Consider the following 20,714-nt stretch of genomic DNA (forward strand, 5'->3'; position numbering starts at 1 on the left):
ATTTTTTTATATTAATAAATCAAAATTTATGAAAGGAATTTGTCAAAATAAATAATTCAATATTGATAATTTTAAGCATTTTTATGGTATAATATTTTAAATTATAAAAACCGGTTTAAGATTTTCCTGAGAAAAGGGGTGAAAATTTTGCGCAGAGCCGTATTTTCGGTGCTTGTACATAATGAGTACGGGGTTGTAACCAGGATATCAGGGCTTTTTACCAGGAGGGGGTTTAATATAACCAGCTTCACCGGGGAAGAGACGGAAAACCCGAAAATATCAAGGATCACCATTGTAGCCGAGGGAGATGAAAGGGAGCTGGACCAGATTAAGAGCCAGGTGGAAAAGCTGGTGGATGTGATAAAGGTAGTGGAATTGGACGTAAAAGCTTCGGTTCAAAGGGAACTTGCCCTTATCAAGGTCAAAACCGATGACAAAAACAGGACGGAAATCTTTCAAATTGCTGAATCCTTCAGGGGGAAAATCGTGGATATCGAGCCCGAATCGGTAATTATTGAAATAACCGGTGACCTGGAAAAAATAAAGGCTTTTTTAAACATGATGAAGCATTACACCATTATCGAAAGCGTGAGGACGGGGATAATAGCCCTGCAGAGAGGAAAAAAAGGAATTTTGGATGAAGATGACACAAATGAGTCAAAGGAGGCTAAAATATGATAAGCGACAGGGTTAAAAAAGGATTTCAGAGGGCACCCCACAGGTCCCTTTTTTACGCGATGGGATTTACCGGGGAAGAACTGGAAAGGCCTATCATAGGTGTTGTAAACTCCAAAAGTGAAATAATTCCCGGCCATGTACATTTAGACAGGATAGCTTCTGCGGTAAAAACGGGAATTTTGATGGCGGGGGGCACTCCCGTGGAGGTGCCCGCAATAGGCATCTGCGACGGTATTGCCATGAACCATGTGGGCATGAAATATCCCCTCGCCAGCAGGGAACTTATTGCCGATTCCATTGAAGCCTTAGCGATAGCCCATGCCTTCGATGGGCTCGTCCTTATCCCCAACTGCGACAAAATTGTCCCGGGAATGCTTATGGCCGCGGCCCGGCTCAATATACCCGCAGTAGTGGTAAGCGGAGGGCCAATGTATGCGGGAAGGCTAAAGGGTAAAAAGATAGACCTCTCTACCTGCTTCGAAAGTGTGGGGAAATACAGCCAGGGGAATATAACCGATGAGGAATTGGAGGAAATAGAAAAAAGCGCGTGCCCCGGCTGCGGTTCCTGTGCCGGGCTTTTTACGGCAAACTCCATGAACTGTATGGTGGAAGCTCTCGGGATGGGGCTTCCGGGCAACGGCACAATTCCCGCCTATGAAGGGGCAAGAATAGCCCTTGCCAAAAAAGCGGGAATGGCGGTAATGGAACTCGTAAAAAAGGACGTGAAGCCCAGGGATATAATGACGAAAAAAGCCTTTGAAAATGCCATTGCCGTGGATATGGCCATGGCCGGATCTTCCAATACGGTGCTTCATCTCCTGGCCATTGCCCATGAAGCGAAGGCGGATGTGGACCTTAAGCTCTTTGACGAAATCAGCGCAAAAACCCCGAATCTCTGTAAAATAAGCCCGAGCGGTGAACACAGAATGGAGGACCTGCACGGGGCGGGGGGAATACCGGCCATTATGAAGGAGCTCTCAAAAATAGGTTTAATTCACTTAGATCAATTGACGGTAACCGGAAAAGCGGTAGGTGAAAATATAGAAAATGTACGGATTCCGGATGGGGATGTCATAAGGACGGTGGAAAATCCATACAGGGAGACGGGCGGCCTTGCGGTGCTTTTTGGGAACCTGGCGCCCGATGGGGCTGTGGTGAAGGAAGCCGCCGTGGCTCCGGAGATGCTCTACCACGAGGGCCCGGCCAGGGTATTCGATTCGGAGGAAGAAGCCGTTGATGCTATTTTAAACGGCAAAATAAATAAGGGGGATGTGGTTGTAATAAGGTACGAAGGGCCCAAAGGCGGTCCCGGAATGAGGGAAATGCTTTCACCCACCTCGGCCATAGCGGGGATGGGACTTGATAAAGAAGTAGCCCTGATTACCGACGGCAGATTTTCCGGCGCCACCCGGGGAGCTTCCATAGGGCATGTATCTCCCGAAGCCATGGAAGGAGGGCCAATTGCCCTTATCAAAGACGGGGACAAAATCAGGATCGATATTAAGGGTAGGAGGCTGGATGTTTTGCTGACTCAGGAAGAACTTAAGGAGAGGAAAAAATCCTGGGTATGCCCACCCCCCAAGGTGAAGGAAGGGTATTTAGCCCGCTACAGCCGGATGGTAACCTCCGCCTCAACGGGTGCGGTTTTAGTATAATAAAAAACTATATAAAAATTGCTTTTAAAAGCTGCGAAAATTTTAAAAATCGCAGCTTTTATTTTTAAGTTTTAAGAAAATCGTCTTTTTCCGGGATTAACTTCGAGAAAAAAATGTCGATAAAAAAATTAAAAAGGATTTATTAACAACTGTGGAAAGCATGTGGATAAATTATACACAATGGGGAAAAACCATCTTAACCTGCGTTAAATCTAAAGGACAAGGGGAGCAAATTATCAACACCTGTGGATAACTTTGTGGATAATCTGGATAATTTTCTTTTAAAAGGATTTTAATGGTTTTTTGTCGAATTAAATAATAAAATTTTCGCAATAAATGACAATTTATTTTACGTTTATATAGAAAAAATTACCGGGGGTGGAGTCGGTGTCGAATGTAAATAGAATGAGGACACTGCATAAATTTTTATCTATAATAATACTTATATCCCTTATTGTAACCTTATTCCCATATAAGCCAGCTTTTGCGGATGTGCCGGTAATTTCGGGAATCACTCCCTTCAGTGGAAGCGCTGCGGGAGGGGAAACAGTCACTATTAATGGGCAGAATTTTGCTCCTGCCAATAAAATAAAGGTGCTCTTTGGAAGCATAGAGGCTAAGGTTATTTCGGTGGATTCGACGGGGACACTGATTACCGTTGAAACCCCCTCCTATCCCCAGCTGGGGAGCGTCAGCGTCACGGTCAAAAATTCCGACACCGAGGTGGCCATATCCGACCCGTCCGGTGGAGGTGGATTTACATATTTGCAGAGTAAACCCCAGATAGACTCCGTTTCCCCTTTGACCGGCACCGCAGGGACGGAGATCACCATTACCGGAAAGGAATTCATGAAGGATATAGATTCCCAGAGAAAGCTAATTGTTCAAATAGGTGGCTATGTGGCATCAAAGATAACCTATGTCAGCTCAACGGTAATAAAGGCTGTTGTTCCTGCCATGTTTATCGGTTACAAGGATATCCGGGTGGAAAATCCTGATGGCGGAACTGCTATTTATTACCCGGCGGAAGACAGCAAAAAGTTTTACTACCAGAAAAGCACTCCGACCGTAACCAGCATAACCCCAGCAAAAGGCCCCATTAATACCGCAACAGAGATAACCATAAAGGGTACAAACTTTGTTGCGGGCTATTATCCGGGCACTCAAACCCCTATAACAACCGTTACCGTAGGTGGTGTTTCTGCAACCGACGTGCAGGTGATAAGCGAGACCACAATTGTGGCTAAAACCCCACCCCTTTCAACCCTCGGGCCACAGCATGTGATCGTAACCGTTGACGGGGTAAGTGCTATAAAAGAGAACGGTTTTACTTATATATCAAACCCTAAAATAGATGCAGTTAGTCCAAATAATGGAAGCGTACTCGGGGGCACTTCGGTAAGCATTACGGGTTCAGGATTTATGAACGGAGCAACGGTAAAATTCGGAGCAAATACGGCAAAAAATGTGGTTGTTCAAAGTTCCACTTTAATTACAGCTACACTGCCTGAAAGCACTGTTTCGGGTCTTGTAGCCGTTACGGTAACAAATACGGATGGCGGAAGCTATACAAAGGATAATGCTTTTGAATACACGAGGACTACTCCTGTTATAGAAAAAGTATCAAATACCATGGATTTTACCGGGCCTGCAGAAGGCAGTGTGCTCGGAAACGAGTGGATATATATAAAAGGGGCAAAATTTGGGGATGACGGTTATCCCGATGAAGTTAAGGTGTATTTTGGAACAAAGTCTGCTTTAGAAGTTCGATTAACAAAAACGGCACAAGGGGATTACATAGCTGCCTTAACACCTCCTAGCAGCGTTGAAGGCACCGTAACATTGAAGGTGGTAAATAAGGATGGAGGTACTGCTGCTGCCTCTTTTACCTATACGAGGAGTAAGCCTGTGATAACGGATATTTTCCCCACATCCTCTACAACCACAAAGCAGGAAGATGTAACTATTACCGGTTACGACTTCATGGATGGGGCAAAGGTTTACTTCGGAAGCTATGAGGCAAAAAACGTTGTTGTGTCTACTGTTGAAGGGTTAAAGATCATTAAAGCAACTATTCCCGAAAGTCCGTCACCGGGGCTTGTGGATGTAAAAGTGGTAAACCCCGATCAGGGCACGGCGGTTTCCCCGAAGAAGTTTGAGTATGTAAAGAGCAATCCTGAGGTGACCTCTGTTGTCTACGAAAAGGATGTGGGGCAGTACGTATACGCACCTGTTAACGCGGATATTGAGTCCCTTATGAATATAAAGGTTAATGTTGGGACCACGAAAGGCGGCAACAACGTCAGGATAGAAGGCAAGGACTTTTCAAGCAATGCTGCAGTTACTGTAGGAGGAAAAGCGGCTATAAATGTAAAGGTAACCAAAGAATCGCCTGAAAGGCACATAATAACCTTTGTAACACCTCTTGGAGATGTAGGGGTAAAAGACGTTGTTGTGCAAAATCCTGACGGCTCAAAGGTTACTGTGCCCTTTAAATACGTTATATCTCCTACAATAACCGGCATCACCCCTTCAACGGGCACCACGGAAGGGGGAGACATAGTAGAGATTTCCGGCACTAACTTTGCAGGTAAGGCTGAGGATATTAAGGTATTCTTCGGAGGGGCTGAAGCACAGATTCAAAGTGCTTCATCAACTAAGATAGTGGTGAAAACCCCAAGGAATCAGGAAGGCGCAAAAAATGTCACGGTGATAAACCTTACCGACTACGGCATTGACATAAAAAAGGAAGGTTTCACCTATGTTTTGCCTCCGAGCAATCCGCAAATAGAAAGCATAAGCCCTTTAAGCGGACCGACGACCGGAGGCACCGAAATAACCGTTGTGGGCTATGACATAAGAAGCGGTGCAAAGCTTTACATCGACGGGAAGGAAGCTACGGTTACTTCAATAGAAGTAAAAGAGGAAATGTTAGAAGGCGGCGTTGTTTATAAAACCACCTTGAAAGCAATCACACCGCCAGGTACCGCAGGGGAAAAAGAGGTCAAAGTGATAAACTCCGATGGGAAATATGCTCTTTCGCCAAAACCCTTTACTTACAAAATACCCGAAAAGGCATTATCCATTACCAGCATAACGCCCAATAAAGGCTCGGTGCTCGGCGGCACCTCGGTAACCGTAAAAGGTGCAAATTTTGTAAAAAGAGAATTGGTAGAAGGCACAATTTACCGAAAGACTAAACTCACCATAGGCGGCAATGAAGCATACAACGTAGATGTGAAGGATGACCTCATAACCATTACCGCGCAAACCCCGGGCGGCTCCTTGGGGGCCCAGGATGTTATAGTAAAGGTGGTAAAGGTGGATGAATCCAAAAATCCCGAAGAGGAATTGGAAATAGAAAGCTCCGCGGTTTTAAAGGGAGGCTTTACCTATGAACTCCCGAAAAGCCAGCCTGAGATTACAAAAGTAGTAGCCTACAACTCGAGAACGGGGCAGGAAGAGCCTGCGGTGGGCCCGGTAGGCGGAGGAACCATTGTAAGGATATACGGCGAAGAGTTTATTGCCGAATCGGGCGGAAAGAGGTTGGAGGTATATTTCGGCAAGAACAAAGCCAATATTGTTGAGGTCGTAAGTTCAGGGCTCATTCAGGCGATAACCCCTTCGAGCACGCAGGTAGGAGCGGTTGATGTAAAGGTGGTAAATCCCGACGGCGGGGAAGCGGTAGCTTACGGAGGATTCATATATAAAGGCAACAACATAATAGTGACGGGTATTACCCCGAACAGCGCAAGCGTCCTCGGAGGGGTTAATGCAATAGTCTTCGGCGCAAATTTCATAGAGGGCACTCAGGTGACCATAGGCGGAGAAGCAGCGCTTAATGTAGTTGTTGAAAGCCCGACGAAGATTTCGCTGACAGTACCGCCAAATACGCCGGGTCTAAAGGATGTGGTTGTACAAAACAGCTTCGGAAGTGCAACACTTCCAAAGGCTTTCCTCTATTTTGTAGAACAGACAAAACCTGTAATAACTGGAATAACTCCGGATTTTGGTAAATCTACCGGAGGTGACAAAATAACCATTACCGGTCAGGACTTTATGGCAGGCCCCAACACAAAGGTTTTCATAGGTGAAAATCAAGCCCAGCAGGTAAATGTGAAGAGCACTACCGAAATAGAGGTAATCACTCCTCCCGGAACGCCGGGATGGAGGAGCATAACGATTATAAACAGCGATGGGGGCACATATACTCTATCCAACTGCTTTAAGTATATAAGCACCCCTATCATCGAATCTTTAACTCCGTCAAAAGGGCCTGTTGAAGGGGGAATGTACTTAGAAATCAAGGGCAAAAACTTTATGCCGGGGCTTAGTGCAAGGTTTGTGGGCGGTTTTGTCTATGAGGGGCAAAATTATATAGACCTTCAAAACATACAGGTGATAAGCGAAAACCTCATAAAAGCCTTTACCCCGCCTTCACCGGGAGGATATAAGGGCTTTGTGGACCTTGAAATTATAAACCCTGATGCAGAAGGGACTTTTGGAAGGGCCAAAAAGGAAGGGGCATACCTTTATAAGGACACCTATACAAAGCCCGAAATTTACTATATTACACCCAATAAAGGACCCGTCGACGGCGGTACCGATGTAACCATAACCGGCAAGGATTTTGCAAAGGATGCCGCTGTGGTTTTTAAAGATAGCTTTTCGCCAAGTGTAGTATATAGAAACTCTACGACCTTGATAGCAAAAACACCGCCGGGTAAGGAAGGTACCGTTGATGTGCAGGTGATAAATCTAAGCGACGGCGGTTTTGCAAAAAAAGAAGGAGGATTTACTTACACTGTGCCCCGCAGTTCTCCCAGGATAATTTCGGTAGTCCCCAACAAGGGAAGCTCTGAAGGAGGCACTCCGGTTACAATTTACGGAAGTGACTTCAGGGAAGGTATAATAGTCCTGATAGACGGCAAGGAAATTCCAAATGACAAAGTAAACCTGATAAGTCCCACTGAGCTCAGGATAAAGACACCTGTAGCCGATACATACGGCAAAAAGGCGGTAACCGTTGTAAACCAGGACGGTGGGATGTTCACATTAAAGGATGGCTTTGAATACGTTCCTCCTGCTACACTGCCGGTTATTACAAATGTTACCCCCACTCAGAGTACAGTATTCGGCGGTGCCCTTGTCAGGGTATTTGGCAAAAACTTTGTCCCGGGGGCAAAGATATACTTTGGCGGTGTAGAAGCGCAGGAGGTTGCGGTGGACGAAACGGGAGAGCTTGCCACATGCGTAACCCCTGCATATAAGACGGGAAGTGCCGATGTTTTAATAAACGGCAAATATCCGGTAGAGGTTATTTTGGTAAATCCCGATGGAGGCCTTGCTTTATACCAGGAAAATTTCTACTTCGTTGTTCCCGAATCAAGGCCCAAAATACTGGAGATAAATCCAAGCAAAGGTCCCAAAACGGGAGGAAACCTTATTACCATAGAAGGCGTGGATTTTAGGAAGGATGCCAAGGTGTTTATAGGTACTAAGGAAGCTAAGGTGGAAAAAATTGAAGACGACCAGGGCAGGCTTTCCACCGATGAAGGCTTTGTATCTGGGGTTAAGATAACTGTAGAGGTGCCGACGGGTGATACAGGCAAAGTGGATGTAAGGGTCTTAAACCCCGATGGAGGCCTTGCCGTCCTTTCCAGGGGATATGAATATTTAAACATTGCCGGCGAGGTGAAACTGGAATTTATTAACCCCAGGGAAGGAGCGGTTTCGGGGGGGACTCCCTTTGTCATCAAGGGCAGCGGTTTTGTAAACCCCGTGAGCGTATATTTCGGAGGAGAGCTGGCCAAAAACGCCACTGCGGTGGACAACAGCACCATAAAAGGCTACACCCCACCCAATACGCCGGGTAAAAAGGATGTGGTGGTGCTAAACGGCAACGGCCTTTCCGGGGCTTTAAAGGACGGCTTTGAATATAAGGTACCAGAGAAATACCCGAGAATTACCGGGATTGACCCGGCAAAAGGCCCTGCATACGGCGGTATTGAGGTTAACATCTACGGTGAAAACTTTTTGAGCAGCGCAAAGGTGTTTATCGGCGAAAACGAAGCTCAGGTAACCCTTGTAGAGCCAAATCACATAAAGATAATTCTTCCGCCGGGAGAGCTGGGGGCAAAGGATGTAATAGTTATAAACCCCGATACGGGAATTGACGTTCTGGAAGAGGGCTTTACTTATGTAGATTTCCCAAAAATTGAAAAAGTCGAGCCCTCCGAGGGCCCTGTGGAAGGCGGAACCGAAATTACAATTACCGGAAAAAACTTTAAGCCGGGACTTGTGGTGCTCATAGGAGGAAAAACCGCGCAGAACGTAAATGTGGCAGGAGAAACAAAAATTACTGCAAAGACTCCACCCCATACTGCCGGTTATAAGGACGTTAAAGTTATAAATCCGGACGGTGCGGAGGCTACCTTAAAAGACGGATTTTACTATAAACCCCCCAGGACAAAGCCTGAAGCCCCCGCAAACCTCTGGGCCGCAGGTTTTGACAAGACTACAATTAAACTTTCCTGGGATCCTTCACTGAATGCCAACTATTATGAAATTTACGGAGCACAAGGTAGCAGTTCCAATTACAAATACATCGGCAAAACGGCGGATACGGTATTTTTCGCCACCGGGCTGTCGCCCGATACAAAGTACTACTTCAAAGTGAGGGCAGTTAATGAACTGGGAGTTTCGGATTTTTCCTATGCTGACTACGCCTATACAAAAAAAGGAGAACTGGAAAACCTTTTAGAGCTCCCTTACGATTATTCCGAGGACAAGAGCAAATCCCAGGTGACCGTTTATATAAAAAGCGAAGGGATTTTGAAGGATCGGGGTTACAAAGTTACGGTGAAATCCGGTAAGGCTTTAAACTACAAAAATTACACCGCTTATCTGCCCCTTGGAATCCTCTCTAAGGTAAGCTCTGTAACCCTTGTCTTCGATGAAGTGGTTATAAATTTAAATTCCGGATCCCTTTACTCGTATAAAATTGCTTCTTTGAGCGAAAAAGAAAAAGAAGACACGAGCCTGATAATCAAAGTTAAAAGGGCAGAAGGCAAAGAAAGGGATGAGCTTTTAAAGGGCCTTTCTAAAGGGGATATCATCCTTTCCGGGCCGGTTTACGTGGACTTCGAGTATAAAGCCCTTAAGTTCTACGTGAAGCCCGATTATGTGAAAGCAAACCTTTACATGGATTACGATTACAGCACCTTTTATCAAAAAGGGCTGAAGAGCGCGGATTTGAAAAAATACGATGATAAAAACCGTTCCTGGACGAAGGTTTATGAAGCGGCCGGATACTACTTCACTTCGGGGGGAATAATAACCGCCCCGGGCTACTACGGGGTCATGGGAAGGTAAAAAAAGCGTGCAGGAGGCGTCTTAAGAGGGAAGGAGAGGGTATGATGCATTATTACGAAAATAGTAGGAATAAAAATTGTTGTAATATGCGTTTTTTTAAAAAGAAAGTCTTTTTTTCCGGGAGATTAAATATATGTAACGCTCTTTTGATATTAATTCTGGCTTTAAGCATGGTCATAAGTCCTCTTCTTCCATTTCCTGCGGCATCTGCCGGGGAAGGCGGCTACAAAGGGGTGCCTTATGCAGGAGTTTTTCAAAAAACTTTTGATTTTCAGGATACAAAAAATCACTGGGCGGAATCTTCAATAAAAAGAGTTTACGCCCTTTTACTTATGACGGGTGATGGGAAAAGGTTTTATCCCGGGAGGATTTTAAAGAGGGAAGAAGCCCTTTCGGTGCTGATGAGACTTTTTTCTGAAAAAGCGAAAAATAATGGGGCAAAAAACCTGCCCGGCTCGACAGCTGCAGCTCAGATTAAAGCCTCCGAATGGGCAAAAGAGGATATCCTGAAGGCAAAAAATGCGGGAATAATTTCCGATGAGGAATTAAATACAACGGATTTTACCCTGCCCGCTTCCCGGGAAGAGGTATTTTATTTTACGGCGAAAGCCCTGAACTTACCGGCAGAGGAGAACTACGACCGAAACCTTTCGGTATTTCAGGATGCCGGCGAAATAGATTATAAAAAGGCGGGTTATATAGCCGCTCTCTTTGAAAAGGGCTATATTTACGGTTCGGCAGGGAAGCTTTACCCTAAAAAGTCCATTTCGAGAGCGGAATTTGCCGCCTTTTTGGACAGGTTTTTGGAAAAAGATTCATCACCTTACACGGTTAATGAGGGGAAGGTAACGGGCAGGGATTCCGGATTTATTCAAATAAGGCTGTATACCGGCGAAAATATTAAAATAGATAGGGTAGCGGGAAGCCTTGATTTTCCGGTATTGAAAGGGAAAAATCTTTATCTTTCGGATTCCCTTAATGCGGGCGATCAGGTTAAATTGTTTATAAAAAATAATTCCGTTTTACTCGCTCAGGTTCTCGGTACGGGGGAAAAGGCTCTTTCCGGGAGCATAGAAAAATACGATCCATCAAAAAGGCTGATGGTGTTAAAGGCAGATGACGGAAATAATAAGAATTATTACTTGGTCAGCGGAGCCGAGGTCTACATGGGCCAGGAAAGGGTGAGCGAAAAGGAAATACAATCCGGGGTTGAGGCTACGATCCGGGTATTTGGGGACAGGGTTTTTGCGGTATACCTGAAAGGGGAAGATTATCAGGCTCCCCGGGAAATGACACTAAAAGGGATGGTGCTAACGGTAAGCGCTGAAAATGATGCCGTAAAGGTTACTCTGGTAAATTTTGACGGAGAGGATCGGGTTTACGAGGAATTTTACGCATACCCCGATACCGAAGTGCTGAAAGCCGGGGAAAAGGTGGATTATGAAAATATAAGCCCTGGAGACGAATTGGAAGCTAAGGTGATTTCTTCAGGGCAGACAAAAAAAGCCCTGCAGGTAAGCCTTCTCCCCGGTGAGGGAGTAAACGCAATTTTAAAAGGCAAAATAGAAAAATCTGATTTTAACGGGGCCCTTTTGCTTTCTAATGTAAAGGAATTTTTTATGGGGAGGTTCTACGATAAAGGAAGGCTTTTCAAAATAAATATAGATGGGGATACCAGAGCCTACCTCTCGGGAGAAAGTATTCCCATAGTAGACATTTTCAAACTGCAGGGGAAAGAAGCCTATGTGGCCTGTTCGGGGGATGAAAAAAACTATAAAGCCCTGAAAGTGGTAGTAAAAAACGGGGACGAATATTTAGAAAACGGATTTTTTAAACCCGTGTGGTCTTTAAACATCATTAACTTTACCGGCTCTCAGGGCACCTTCGATGATTCCACCATTGCATCCTGCAACGATACAATAATTTTACCGGAGGTGCTGGAAGAACAAAAAGAAGCCTTTGCGGTATTTAATAAGGAAGGTAATTCTATAAGAATTCCGGTTCTTTACCAGCCCGTCTATTATCCTTCGGATATCAGCATTATTAAGGGCAAAATTTATGAAATCCGGGAAGACAGCGTGGGTATCAAATACCAGAGGGATCTTTACAAAAACGATTGGAGCAGTAAGGATTCCGCTATAAATTACCACAACCTAAAGGATTCGCTTTGCTTTGTGGACTTTATATCCTCAAAGGCAAAGGTTCTGACCAAAGAGGATTTTATTAAGGACAGGTTCTACAAAAATTACTACTACAAAGAGGCTTATCTGGTGAAGAAAAAGGACTCGGTCCTGGGAATTGTACTGGTGGATGAGGAAAAGGAAGATATAATAAGCCTCGGCAGGATTTCGTCAATTGCAGTGCCACCAGAGGTGGCGACCGTTGAAAGGATGCAGGATTTCAGCCCCTTTAACGGCAAATGGAATTACGATTCCGCTTCCCTGGATATAAACCTCAGCGGGGCGCTGGTGATAAAAGAAGGAAAAATCCTTGACCCTTACGGGCTGAATGTAGGCGACAGGATATATTTTATAAGGGATAACAACCGGGCTTTAGTAATTTTTAAATTCTAAATTATAGAGGGATAAGCCATGAAAAAACTGCAAAAAATTAAGATATTTTTGGGTATGAACCTGATATTAGCCCTCGCCTTATTCCTATTTCCGATTCGAGCCTTTGCCCTTCCGGGCTATGAAGGAGGAATAAAAAATGAGGTGGAGTACGCTGAGCCCCTTTTCCTGACGGGAGAACCGGTGCTTTTAAAGGGAAAGGTGACAATAACCGAAGGCAGGGTAAAAAACGGCAAAAGGCAGGACAGGATAAGCTACAGCCTTTCCGATGAGCAAAAAAATGTACAGCTTTCAAGGAGCCTTACTTTCGATGTAACGGTGAGAGAAATAAAGGAAGAGAGGCAGGTAATAGAAGATGCCGTTCTTTCCCGGTTCAGCGAAAACATCACTGTAAAGCGAGGAAAAACGCAGGATAGGTACAGCCTGGTTTCTTATTCCTTTTCCTCCTCTCAGGTTACCGATATTACACCTTCGGTGGATTATACCTCCCTGAATTTCGGCGGAAGGAAGGTCTACTCGATAAACCGGGATGAAGGGGAAGTGGTAGTGGAATTTTCTTCAAAAGGGGTAGAATACAAAAGCCCTTTCGGCGGCGTGGAAATCCGAAAGGGTACATATCTTATTACCTGCAGCAGGAAGGAAAACTCAAAACAGAATATTCCCGCCCATTCCTGGGATGCTAAAATAGGTTCGGAAATATACCGGGAAATAACGAGGGATTTATCCTATATCAAAAACGATCCAAAGCTCATAAGCTTCGAGGGAGGATTTCTGGAGGAAACCAGAGAGTTTTCGCGGATGAAATACGATTACGACCTCCCCAGGATGAAGGATGGTGTCCCGCTTTCGTCAGGCAGGAATTCGGGGGCAATGGAAAAGACCCTGGAAACGTCGCCGGTTAGCAAGCGGATGCAAATCGTGAAGGCGGCAGATTTGAAAAACCACTGGGCAAAAGAAGATGTGGAAAAGCTCCTGTCCCTTGGAATACTGGTACAAACGGGAAACTATTTTTACCCGGAAGGTTACGAAAAAAGGGGCAATTTTGCGAAGGCCCTTGGAAGGCTTATGGATTCGCCTTCAAGGGTTTCTAAGATCCTGGAAGGAAGCGGAGCGGGCCTTTTAAAAAACCCCGGTACAAATGACGGCAAATCCTTATACGATGATGTGAGTGAAAAAGAGAACGGCTACGAATACATCGAGAGCCTCTACCGGTTCGGTGTAATGGAGGGGACTGCTTACCGGCTCTTTTCCCCCGATAAAACCCTTACCAGGGCGGAAGCGGTAACTTCCCTTGTAAGAGCCCTGGGCCTGATGAATGCGGCAGGAGAATATCCGGGGAGCACGGGGTTTCTCGATGATGACTCCATTCCCTCCTGGGCAAAAAGAGCGGTTTTTGCGGCAAAGGAGCTGGGGCTTGTAAAGGGGGACAGGGCAGGCTTTTTTAGACCTTTTGACCCGCTGACAAAAGCGGAATCGGCGGTACTGCTTTCCAGATTTTTAAGTTATTTAAAGGATGATATTAAAAAGGATTTCATAAAAAGGAGCTTGAGTTTTTAAAGGCTTTTTAAAGCCTTTTTTTATTTTGCCTGCATAAAAAACCGTACCGGGCAAAAAACTATAAAAAAACAGGAAGTGAAGGAATATGACCCTGGAGGATTTTATTAATTCCTTCAATATAACTCAGGTGATAATTTTTATAGCTTCCGGTCTTTTTCTTCTTCTTGTAGACAGGCCGTATTTGAAAAAAAAGGGTTATACACGGGATGAGAAGTTCTGCACTGCCGTAGGGTTTTTCTACGTTTTTGGGATTCCCGCTCTTTATTTACTTATCTCCCTTTTCCTGAAATAACTCCACATAATCGAAAGGATGAAAGCCGTTGAAAAAGCTCTTTAAAAGCCTTTTTAAAACGGAAAAAACCGAAATATACCATAAAAAGGATATTTATCCGGACACTTCGCGAAAGCTGAAAAAGGATATAAAGGAAAATTTAAAAATATTAAGCGAGGAGTATTTTATCGACTGCGATGACGTCATCCTCAGGGAATTCGATGTAATGGACGCATCCGGGAAAAGACACAGGATGGCGGTGGTGTGGATAGACGGTCTTGTGGATAAACAGCTGATTCAGGAGCACGTTATAAAAGCCCTTTTAATCTTTGGAAGGGAGATACCGCCTGCTACCGGGGCGGATCGTTTTCTGGAGCTGGTAAAGGAGAGCTTTTTAACGGCAGCGGATTTAAAGGAATCGGACAATTTCGGGGAGGCGGTGCTGGCGGTCTTAAGCGGGGATACCCTTTTGCTTTTGGACGGTGCGGGGAAAACCTTGATAATTAGCTCCCGGGGATGGGAAAAAAGGAGCATTCAGGAGCCCTCCACCGAAGCGGTGATCCACGGTCCCAAGGACGGCTTCACCGAGACCTTCAGGATCAATGTGGCCCAGGTGAGAAGAAGGATTAAAGACCCCAACCTGAAGATAAAGACCATACGTTTGGGGAGGCATACCCGCACCGATGTGGCGGTAATGTACATAAAAGGGATTGCAAACCCGAAAGTGGTGGAAGAATTTTTAAAAAGGCTCGACAAAGTGGATGTGGAAAGCATCATGGATGCCGGCTATTTGGAGCAGTACATCGAAGATTCCTGGGTATCGCCCTTCCCGCTGTTTAGAAGGACGGAAAGGCCCGATGTGGTAAGCGCCGCCCTATTGGAAGGATGCGTTGCGCTTGTCTGCGACAATACCCCCTATGCCCTTATTGCCCCCGTCACCTTCTGGAGCCTGTTTCATTCCGCCGAGGACTTTTATGAAAGGTGGCACATCGCAACCCTGGTCAGGTATCTCAGGTTCTTAGCTATTTTTACCGCAACCTCCGCCCCTGCCCTCTACGTAGCCTTTGTTTCCTTTCATCCGGGGCTTTTGCCTACCGACCTGGCCTTATCCATCGGTGCTACCCGCGAGGGTGTTCCCTTTTCTTCAACCATTGAAGCTCTCATAATGATGACAGCTCTTGAGCTTTTGAGAGAAGCGGGAATAAGGCTTCCGGGGCCTATAGGCCAGACCATAGGCATAGTGGGCGGCCTCGTGGTGGGGGAAGCGGCGGTTAGGGCGGGTATCGTAAGCCCGATAATGGTTATAGTCATTGCAATAAACGCCATTTCCTCCTTTGCTATCCCAAGCTACAGCGTAGCCATAGGTTTCAGGCTCCTTACCTTTATATTTTTAGCCCTGTCTTCCTTAGCGGGACTATACGGCGTAGCAATAGGTTATATCTGGTTTGTTCTTTACCTTTGCACGTTAAAGAGCTTTGGTGCCAATTACTTAGACCCTTTTGTGAATTTGGACCCGGAAAAGCTGGAAGATTTGATGGTGAGATACCCCCTTCGCTTTATGTCCAAAAGGCCCGATTTTACCCATCCGCTGGATGAAATCACCATAAACAAGGAACTTTTATCCAAAATTCAAAGCGGTGATGAAAATGCTGATGGATAACGACAAAATTTCCACCAGGCAGGCAATAGTATTTTTAATCAGCATAGCTATAGGAGCGGGGATTTTGAGCCTGCCGCGACAGGTGGATGAAATGGCGGGTCAGGACGGATGGGTATCCATAATCCTGGGCGGGATTATTAACTTGATAGGAGGCCTTGTTGTCGCTGCTCTGGTAGCAAGGCACAAAGAGGATGCGGTGAAGATTTCAAAAAAACTTATGGGGAAGCTTTTTACCGGGATTATCGGTGTTTTTTATATTATCTATTTTTTAATGATCTCCGCTGTGGTAAACCAGACCTCGGCGGAGGTAATAAATCAATTTTTGCTGGAACATACACCCAAGGGGTTTACAATATTCAGCATTCTGCTCCTTGGATTTTATGCGGTGAGGGTAGGCATTGAGCCAACGGTAAGGGCAGTAATGGTGCTTTCTCCCTCTGCCATATTTGCCTTTACTTTAATCATTTTTACTAGTCTTTCTAAAGCTAAATTAGATGAGATACTGCCTGTAATGACTACCCCTTTTAAAAATATTTTTTTTGCTTCCTTACAAACCCTTTTTGCTCTGGAAGGGTTTGAGGTGCTGTTATTCATTGCACCCTATTTGAGGAAGCCCGAGAAGGCTAAAATTATAGTTACACTATATACTGCGGTTACCACCCTTTTTTATCTTTTCATAACGGTGGTAACCTTCATGGTGATGGGTAAAAACGAAACCAGACTCTTTGTATGGCCCGTTTTTATGATGATAAAGGGGATAACCGCACCCGGGGAAGTGTTTGAAAGGCTGGACGCCTTTGCCATAACTATATGGGTAGTTCAAATATTTACAACTGTGATAGGATATTATTTCAGCATTGTTATTATCGTAAAATCTCTTTTTAATTTAAAGGAAGAAAATTACCTGAGCGCAGTATTTTTACCCCTTCTTTATTTTGCGGCAAACCTGCCCGGTAATTTCGCCGAAAATAAAGATTTAGCGGGGTATGTGAACTACCTGATATATCCTGCCGCATTCATTATTCCCGCTCTCTTGCTTCTATTTAGCTTCTTAAAAAAGGCGGGTGGTGAATAGTGAAGGGCTTTTTAAAAATTTCTTCCATCGCACTAATCCTTTTGGTCTTACTTACCGGGTGCTGGGATATGGTGGATATAGACAAGAGAATATTCATAGGTAATGTAGGGGTTGATAAAGCCGAGGATAAGTACCTTTTTATCTTCACCTACCCGATAGTGAGAAAGCTGGCAGGGGGAGAAGGAGGCGGGGGCGGTGGTGGAGGAGGGAAAAACATATATACGATAAAAACCGAAGCCCGGTCTTTCACCGAAGCGGTATCCCTTATAGCCCACCGGACCAGCAGGCGGATATATTTCGACCACAGTAGAAACATCATCATAGGAGAGGATGCGGCAAGATCCGGCCTGAAAGAACTCTTGGAATCCTTTGAAAGTAATACCCAGACCAACAGAAGAAGTTTTCTCATCATAGCAAAGGGCAAAGCAGAGGAAATCCTGGGACAGGAAAGCGATCAGGAAGTAGTGCTTGCCTATTATATAGAAAGCCTTTTCAAGGATGCCCAGAATAAAGGAGATTTAATTATTAAAGACTTTTCCCAGGTTATGGAGCAGATTCATTCTTTAAAGGGTAATGCCTTGATGCCCTCTATCGTAAGAACTGGAAAGGAATTGGATGTACATGGCGGTGCGGTGATAAAAAATTACAGGCTGGTAGGCTTTTTGAGCCCGGAGGAGGCAAGGGGTATAAACATCCTGAGGGGAGAAGCCAATCAAACCATTACCGCCTTTCAGCTGGGGGAAAAGAAAATAGTGGTCTGCGAGATAAATAGAGTCGACTCCAAACCGGTTCTTGTAAAATCCGACGAAGCGCCGGTTCTAAGGTACGACATAGAAATAGCCGCTTCGTTAAAGGAAATTCCCATTATGAAAATAGATTCGAAGGTATTGAAAGAGCTGGAAGAAACCTTTGCCTCAGAGATAAAAAAGCAGGTGGGAAGAGGGATAGAAAAAATACAGAAGGATTACAGGGTGGATGTCCTGGGCGTGGGAGAGTACCTATATAAATATAAACCCAAAGTCTGGGGAAAATACGAAAAGGACTGGGAGAATATCTTCCCCGATGCGGAAATCATAATAAACCCAAAAGTAAAATTTATAAACCTGGGTCCCGTAATATGATTATCACCGCTATTTTCTGGGAATAATTTTACTAAAGGAAAACCATAGGGGAGAGGCAAAAAATGAAGAGGGTAAAAAGGGTGCTTTTCTGCCTTGCCGTAATACTTATTGCCGGTTTTTTCGCTGCCGTTTTTTCCGGCTATGCGGTAAAAAGCGATGAAAACTACGTGCACGAAGGGATAATACGCCTCCATGTGGTGGCAGACAGCGATGCAAAGGAGGACCAGGAGCTAAAGCTGATGGTCAGGGATGCGGTGCTGAAAAATCTGATGCCGGTCCTGGAAAGGGTTAAAAGTCATGAAGAGGGCAAAGATTATATAATTTCCCACCTCAAAGAAATCGAAGAGGTGGCACAAAAAGAGGTTCAAAAATACAAAAAGGGCTACCAGGTAAAGGCCTATTACGGGGTTTTCCCCTTCCCGCCTAAAAAATACGGGCTTTTGTACATGCCGGCGGGAAACTACGAAGCCTTAAGGATAGTCCTGGGAAAGGGCGAAGGGCAAAACTGGTGGTGCGTGCTCTTTCCTCCCCTGTGCTTTGTGGATATAGCCAAAAAAGACCTGACAAAAGAGGAAGAAATTTTGTTAAACGGTGAAAAAATAAAGATTACCTTTAAATTAAAATCCGAAGAAATGCTGAAAATGGCCCTGAACCGCCTAAGAGAAGGTGCCAGGATCGCAAAGTTGAACATAAATTATATAGGCAAATAAACATTTTGCATATCAAAAAATCCCGTTATTTATTGTTATAAGCTTTTAACCTCCTCTATAAATGATTAAAGAGCAATGCGCTTTATTTTCTTTAAATTAAAGCGTTTTTTTCTTTTTTGCTCCCATATTTCACAAAAAATTAACAATATGTTCGGAATTTGTTTATTGAAATTTTAGAGAATATGTGTTTTAATATGTTTGTTTATTTATTAGTTTAAAAAACCAGAGGGAGTGTGAAGCATGAGATGAATATTGAAAGACAGCAGGAGACCCCTCTGTTTTCTGCCCTGAAGAAGTACGTGGAGGACAGGACCATATCCTTTCACGTGCCGGGGCACAAAGGCGGCAGGGGAATACCGGAGTTTAGAAGTTTTGTAGGGGATAACATCCTGGCCATTGATGTGACCGCGGGTCTTTTGGACCTGGACAACATCTGCAACCCCCGGGGAGTTATAAAGGAAGCGGAAGAGCTTGCTGCCGATGCCTTTGGAGCCGATTATGCTCATTTTCTGGTAAACGGCACCACATCCGGTATACAGGCAATGATACTTTCGGTAGCCGATCCGGGAGATGAAATAATTATACCGAGAAATGCCCACAGGTCGGTAGCCGGGGGACTTATTTTAAGCGGTGCAAGGCCGGTTTATATACAGCCAGTGATAGATGATTACATGGGCATAGCCATGGGGATAACGCCGGAAAGCGTGCGCAAAGCCCTGGTGGAGCATCCCAACGCAAAGGCGGTTTTTGTGATTAACCCCACCTATTACGGGGTGGCTTCCAATTTGAAAGAAATCGTGGAAATCGCCCATTCTTTCGGAAAGCCCGTCCTGGTAGATGAAGCCCACGGGGCGCATTTCGGGTTTCATCCCGAGCTTCCCCTTTCGGCGATGGAAGCCGGAGCGGACATGAGTGCGGCCAGCGTGCACAAATTAGCGGGTTCTATGACCCAGAGCTCGATACTCCTCGTAAAAAGTAAATTTATAGACGACAGGCGGGTAAAGGCTGCCATGAACCTCACCCAGACCACCAGCCCTTCCTATCCTCTGATGGCTTCCCTGGATGTGGCGAGAAAGCAGATTGCCCTGCACGGAAGGGAAATGCTTTCAAAGGTCATAAAACTTTCGGAGGATGCAAGAAACAGGCTCAATAAGGTGGAAGGCCTTTACGTTATGGGCAGAGACAGGGAAGGCACCGAAGGGTGCTTCAGGTACGACCCGACCAAGCTTGCGGTGAATGTAAGGGAGCTCGGGCTTTCGGGATTTGAAGTGGAGAAGATATTAAAATACCAGTACCACATTCAGGTAGAGCTGTCCGACCTTTACAACGTGCTGGCGGTGAGTGCCATCGGCGATACAAAGGAGAGCATGGAGGCCTTTGTAAGGGCGATGACGGAAATAGCTGAAAAATACGCAAGAAAAAACGTAATAAAGATTACCGCATCACTGCCCGAAAGCGGCGAACAGGTGGTGTCTCCCCGTTTTGCCTTCTACGCCAGGAAAAAGGCTGTAAGGCTGGAGGAAGCGGAAGGTGAAGTTTCCACGGAAATGCTCATGGCATACCCGCCGGGAATTCCGATAATCTGCCCGGGGGAAAGGATAACCAAGGAAATAATTGATTACGCCAAGGCCCTTCAGGCGGAGGGCTGTCACCTGCAGGGCACCGAAGATCCGGAAGGCCTCGTAATAAAGGTAATTGCCGACAAAGAGGCGCTGGAAATGCAGTATCTGCGCTTTCAGCAGGCGGAAAGGGTAGGCTGATAATAATATTAAATAAAATGAGGGATAATATAAACGTGCGCAAAAAATTTAAAAAGGAGGGGGCTTTATGTCCCGAAGAAGGCGCGGCGTCATGTCTGAAGCCCTCAAGTACGAGCTGGCAAAGGAACTTGGGGTATACGACATAGTCGCGAAAGAGGGTTGGGGTTCTGTTCCTTCCAGGGACTGCGGCAATCTGGTAAGGCTTGCTATTGAAAAAGCGGAACGCGCAATGCTCGAAGACTATAGAAAGCTCCACCCCGAGGGCTAAAGCTTCCTTGAGCGC

General features: G+C 45.3%; 12 protein-coding genes. All 12 read left to right on the plus strand.

The annotated features are described in order from the left end of the window. Positions 1-147: 147 nt before the first annotated feature. The 12 genes from ilvN (at position 148) to ACPLOV_RS07580 (ending at position 20,699) form a co-directional block, all read left to right on the plus strand. A complete protein-coding gene (gene ilvN / locus ACPLOV_RS07525) occupies positions 148-678 on the plus strand; it encodes an acetolactate synthase small subunit (RefSeq protein ID WP_424909706.1) in 531 nt (176 codons plus the stop codon). After that, positions 675-2,333, plus strand: coding sequence for a dihydroxy-acid dehydratase (gene ilvD / locus ACPLOV_RS07530; protein WP_424910938.1), 1,659 nt, complete (start codon positions 675-677; stop codon positions 2,331-2,333). Before ilvN ends, ilvD begins: the two co-directional genes overlap by 4 nt. Before the next feature lie 387 nt (positions 2,334-2,720). Further along, a complete protein-coding gene (locus ACPLOV_RS07535) occupies positions 2,721-9,707 on the plus strand; it encodes an IPT/TIG domain-containing protein (RefSeq protein ID WP_424910939.1) in 6,987 nt (2,328 codons plus the stop codon). 41 nt (positions 9,708-9,748) lie between these two features. Next, complete coding sequence (locus tag ACPLOV_RS07540; protein WP_424910940.1) at positions 9,749-12,280, plus strand: S-layer homology domain-containing protein; 2,532 nt, start codon at positions 9,749-9,751, stop codon at positions 12,278-12,280. An 18-nt stretch (positions 12,281-12,298) separates the two neighbouring features. Then, positions 12,299-13,834 (plus strand): S-layer homology domain-containing protein, encoded by a 1,536-nt coding sequence (locus ACPLOV_RS07545; protein WP_424910941.1) that lies wholly within the window; start codon positions 12,299-12,301, stop codon positions 13,832-13,834. Positions 13,835-13,919: 85 nt separating this feature from the next. Next, entirely contained in the window at positions 13,920-14,126 is a 207-nt protein-coding gene (locus tag ACPLOV_RS07550) for a CLC_0170 family protein (protein ID WP_424908897.1), read from the plus strand. Between the two features lie 28 nt (positions 14,127-14,154). Continuing rightward, the gene (locus tag ACPLOV_RS07555; protein WP_424910942.1) at positions 14,155-15,765 is read left to right on the plus strand and encodes a spore germination protein; all 1,611 of its coding nucleotides are present in this window, start codon (positions 14,155-14,157) and stop codon (positions 15,763-15,765) included. Further along, positions 15,752-16,840, plus strand: coding sequence for a GerAB/ArcD/ProY family transporter (locus ACPLOV_RS07560; RefSeq protein ID WP_424908895.1), 1,089 nt, complete (start codon positions 15,752-15,754; stop codon positions 16,838-16,840). Before ACPLOV_RS07555 ends, ACPLOV_RS07560 begins: the two co-directional genes overlap by 14 nt. After that, positions 16,840-17,961 (plus strand): Ger(x)C family spore germination protein, encoded by a 1,122-nt coding sequence (locus ACPLOV_RS07565; protein WP_424910943.1) that lies wholly within the window; start codon positions 16,840-16,842, stop codon positions 17,959-17,961. Before ACPLOV_RS07560 ends, ACPLOV_RS07565 begins: the two co-directional genes overlap by 1 nt. Before the next feature lie 62 nt (positions 17,962-18,023). Continuing rightward, positions 18,024-18,671 carry a stage II sporulation protein R gene (spoIIR, locus tag ACPLOV_RS07570; protein ID WP_424910944.1) on the plus strand — a complete coding sequence of 216 codons (648 nt, stop codon included), beginning with the start codon at positions 18,024-18,026 and terminating at the stop codon, positions 18,669-18,671. A gap of 245 nt (positions 18,672-18,916) precedes the next feature. Next, the gene (locus ACPLOV_RS07575) at positions 18,917-20,431 is read left to right on the plus strand and encodes an aminotransferase class I/II-fold pyridoxal phosphate-dependent enzyme (RefSeq protein WP_424908892.1); all 1,515 of its coding nucleotides are present in this window, start codon (positions 18,917-18,919) and stop codon (positions 20,429-20,431) included. A 67-nt stretch (positions 20,432-20,498) separates the two neighbouring features. Continuing rightward, entirely contained in the window at positions 20,499-20,699 is a 201-nt protein-coding gene (locus tag ACPLOV_RS07580) for a small, acid-soluble spore protein, alpha/beta type (RefSeq protein WP_068748442.1), read from the plus strand. Positions 20,700-20,714: the final 15 nt, after the last annotated feature.

Origin of the sequence: Thermovenabulum sp., from assembly GCF_049723235.1 — a bacterium.
Classification (GTDB): Bacteria; Bacillota; Thermosediminibacteria; order Thermosediminibacterales; family Thermosediminibacteraceae; genus Thermovenabulum.